We start from the raw sequence: 3,467 nt of genomic DNA, 5'->3' as shown, positions 1-3,467 counted from the left end.
CGCGGCTGTCCCGTACGGTCAGCGAGGCCCGGCTGGGGGTGCGGCCGTCGTCCTCGGCGTACACCTCGACGGGGACTCCGGCGGCCGAGCCGTGCACACTGCCCTGCCCGGGGCTGACCAGCGCGCTGTCGTCGTCGATGTCGAACTGCCGGTGGATGCCGGTCACCTGGCCGGTGTCCTCGTTGCGGCGGGTGTGCGGATCATCGGTGATGCCGCTGAAGTCGAGCACCTTGTAGTCGGGGTGGGCTCCGTCGATTCCGTAGGTGCCCTGGTTGTTGATCTCCACGGAGCGCTTGAACGCGCCACGGCGGTATTCCGCCTGCTGGTTGTGGCCCGCGGCGACCATCCGCACGTCGTACTTGGCCAGTTCGTCGATGGTCGGCTGCATGCCCGCGCCGGGGCCCCACTGGGTGAACAGCGAGCGGTGCGCGAAGACGAGCACCTGCTTGCCGACCGCGTGCTGGGCCAGGTCCCTGCGCAGCCAGTCCAACTGCGGCTTCAGCCCGCTCGCGTCGTAGTTGTCCTCGAGCACGACGACATGGCGGCCGTTACGGTCGAAGCTGTACCACTCGGGAGCCAGGTTGCGGCGGTAGTACTCCATGCTGCCGGCGTAGCCCTGGGAGGTGGCCGTGCCGCCGAAGTCGTGGTTGCCCATGACCGGGTAGAAGGGGTGGCCGAGCCGCCCCTGCTCCAGCCCCTTGCTGAACAGGTCGTATCCGGCTTGCCTGCGCGGCTCATCCGCGTAGTCGGTGACCGTCAGGTCGCCGGTCGAGATCTGCATCGTGGCGCCGTCGACCTCGGACATCGCCTGGACCTGCCCGGTCCATTGGGGCAGCGTCGTGCGCGCCGAGCCGTCGGTGACGTTGCTGATCTCGGGGTCGGAGTTCATGACCCAGGTCTCGGTCGGATCGGCGGCGTGCCGGTCCGGCACCAGCGCGAAGTCGACCCCGCTGCCGCCGGTCTCGGGGACCTTGTGGAAGAACTCGGGGATGTAGTCCTTGCGCAGCACCGGCGTATAGCCATCGGGCGAGACGATGCTGACGATGTCGGTCTCGCGCCGGTTCGGATCGATGGTGAGGGAGTACGAACCGTCCGCGCCGGTCGTGGTCCACACGGCGCCGTCGGTGACATCGACGCCGGCCATGGCCCGCTCCCCCTTGTCCCGCTTGCCGTTGCCGTTCGCGTCCTTGAAGACGGTGCCCTTGACGGTGGCGGTCTCCGACGCCGGGTCGTCGGCGAGGGCGGCCTGGGGCACGAGGAAGGACACCGCGACCGCGCTCGCGGCGGCGATCCGCCACCTGCGGCCGGTGCGCAGCAGCCGCCGCGACATCCGCAGCAGGGTGGGCAGTCGCAGTGCGGCCAGTACGAGCACCAGACCGGCCGCCGAGGCGAGGATGACGGTGAGCCAGGGGAAACCGGGCAGGGCGTGCGCGCCCTTGGCGTCGACGAGCGGCGCATCGGCGGAGGCGTCGACCGCGGTGCCGTCGAACTCGACGACGACCTGGGTCAGTCCGCCCTGCTGGAGCAGTCGGCTCAGGTCGAGCGAGTTGACGTGGCAGCTCCACGCCAGCTCGATCACGACCCCGCCGGGCACCCCGCCGTCGTCACCGGGAACGCCGGAGCCGGTGGCCGGGCAGCCGGCCGGCAGCAGCCCGGTGGCCCAGGCTCCGGCCCGCTCCGGGGACACCAGGTCGCGATGGACTATCAGACGGCCACTTGTGGCCTTGTCGCCTGTGGCGACGACCAGTTCGGCATGTTGGCGCGAAACATGCGCCGCAGCGGGCTGGGCGCCGATGCCCAGCACAAGGAAGAGCAGTGCGAGACAGAGCCCGATCACCGCACGTATGTTTTTCATAAGGACGGACGCTAAGCGGAACCCATCTGCTTTCAGGCAAGATCGTCCGGACTTCAGCGAGTGGCCCCCAAAAGTTCAGCAACGAAGCGTCATCCGGCCACCGGCATTCCGATGACCACGACCGCGACCACGACCGCGGCCGCGATCACGACCTCGCTCATGACCCCGACCGCGACCTCGTTCATGACCTCGCTCATCCAGATGCGGCTTCGCCCGGTAGGGTTCCGCCCGTGAGCGGCCTGAATCTCGATGACTTCGTCGACCTGATCGAACGCCCCGACGGGGGCATCCGGCGTGACGCCGAGGAGCGCCGCGAGCGGCTCGCGTTGCCGCCGGACGCGCTCGGGCGCCTGGACGAACTGGGCGAATGGCTGGCCGCCGCGCAGCAGCGGGTGCCGGTCAAGCCCATCGAACGGCCCCGGGTCATCCTCTTCGCGGGCGACCACGGCGTCGCCGACCTCGGCGTCTCCGCCCGCCCCGCCAGGAGCGCCCACCGCCTGGTCCGCGCCGTGCTCGACGGCGAGAGCCCGGCCACCATCCTCGCCACCCGCCTCGGCGCGTCCGTCCGCGTCATCGACATGGCGCTGGACTGCGACCCCGAGGAGCTCCCGGCGGAGGTCACCCGCCACCGCGTACGCCGCGGCTCCGGCCGGCTCGACGTCGAGGACGCGCTCACCCTGGACGAGGCCGAACGGGCCTTCCGCACCGGGATGGCCATCGCCGACGAGGAAGCGGACTCCGGCACCGACCTGCTCGTCCTCGGTGACCTCAGCGTCGGCGGCACCACGGCGGCCGCCACGCTGATCGCCGCGCTGTGCGGTACGGACGCGTCCGTGGTCACCGGGCGCGGCGGGGCCGGCATCGACGACCTCGCCTGGATGCGCAAATGCGCCGCGATCCGCGACGGGTTGCGCCGGGCCCGCCCGGTGCTCGGCGATCAGCTCCAGTTGCTGGCCACGGTCGGCGGTGCCGACCTCGCCGCGATCACCGGTTTCCTGCTACAGAGCGCCGTGCGCCGCACCCCCGTGATCCTCGACGGCGTCGTCTCGGCGGCCTGCGCACTGGTCGCCCAGCGGGTGGCGTTCCGCGCCCCCGACTGGTGGCTGGCCGGCCAGGCCAGCGGCGAACCCGGCCAGGAAAAGGCCCTCGACCGCATCGCCCTCACCCCGCTGCTGGACCACGGCGTCACGGTGGGCGAGGGCACGGGGGCGCTGCTCGCGCTGCCGCTGGTACAGGCGGCGGCGGCACTGCACGCGGAACTCCCGGAGCGCCCGGAGGACTCCGAGGGCCCGGGGCCCTCGGACCACCCGGCGACGTCCGAGGACCCGGACGCCTCGGAGAACCCGGAGCCCAACAGCTAGGACCGCCCGGCGGATCTTCCCCCACCCCGCCCCTTCCCGCAGCAGCGGTCCGCGGCTTCGCCACGTGGCAGAGGCTCCGCCCCTGGACCCCGCCCCACCACGCGGCGAAGCCGTAGCCCGATGCCGGAAGGCACGAAAGACGAGCAGCCCGCCGACTCGGCCCGCTACCAGGAGCTTCGCCCCCGTAGCCCGAGGCCCGGGGCGGAGCCCACCACGCGGCGAAGCCGCACACCGATACCGCGCGAAGGCGC

The 3,467-nt window shown here is 71.8% G+C and carries 2 protein-coding genes; one reads left to right on the top strand and one right to left on the bottom strand.

The features are described 5' to 3' along the window. A partial coding sequence (locus KN815_RS43415) for a metallophosphoesterase N-terminal domain-containing protein (RefSeq protein WP_216347256.1) occupies positions 1 to 1,855 on the bottom strand: 1,855 nt, incomplete at its 3' end. A gap of 230 nt (positions 1,856 to 2,085) precedes the next feature. Between KN815_RS43415 and cobT the strand changes: the two genes are divergently transcribed. Continuing rightward, a complete protein-coding gene (gene cobT / locus KN815_RS43410; RefSeq protein ID WP_216347255.1) occupies positions 2,086 to 3,216 on the top strand; it encodes a nicotinate-nucleotide--dimethylbenzimidazole phosphoribosyltransferase in 1,131 nt (376 codons plus the stop codon). Positions 3,217 to 3,467: the final 251 nt, after the last annotated feature.

Source organism: Streptomyces niphimycinicus, from assembly GCF_018883605.1.
GTDB classification, from domain to species: Bacteria; Actinomycetota; Actinomycetes; order Streptomycetales; family Streptomycetaceae; genus Streptomyces; species Streptomyces niphimycinicus.
This window is presented reverse-complemented; position numbering and strand designations above follow the sequence as displayed.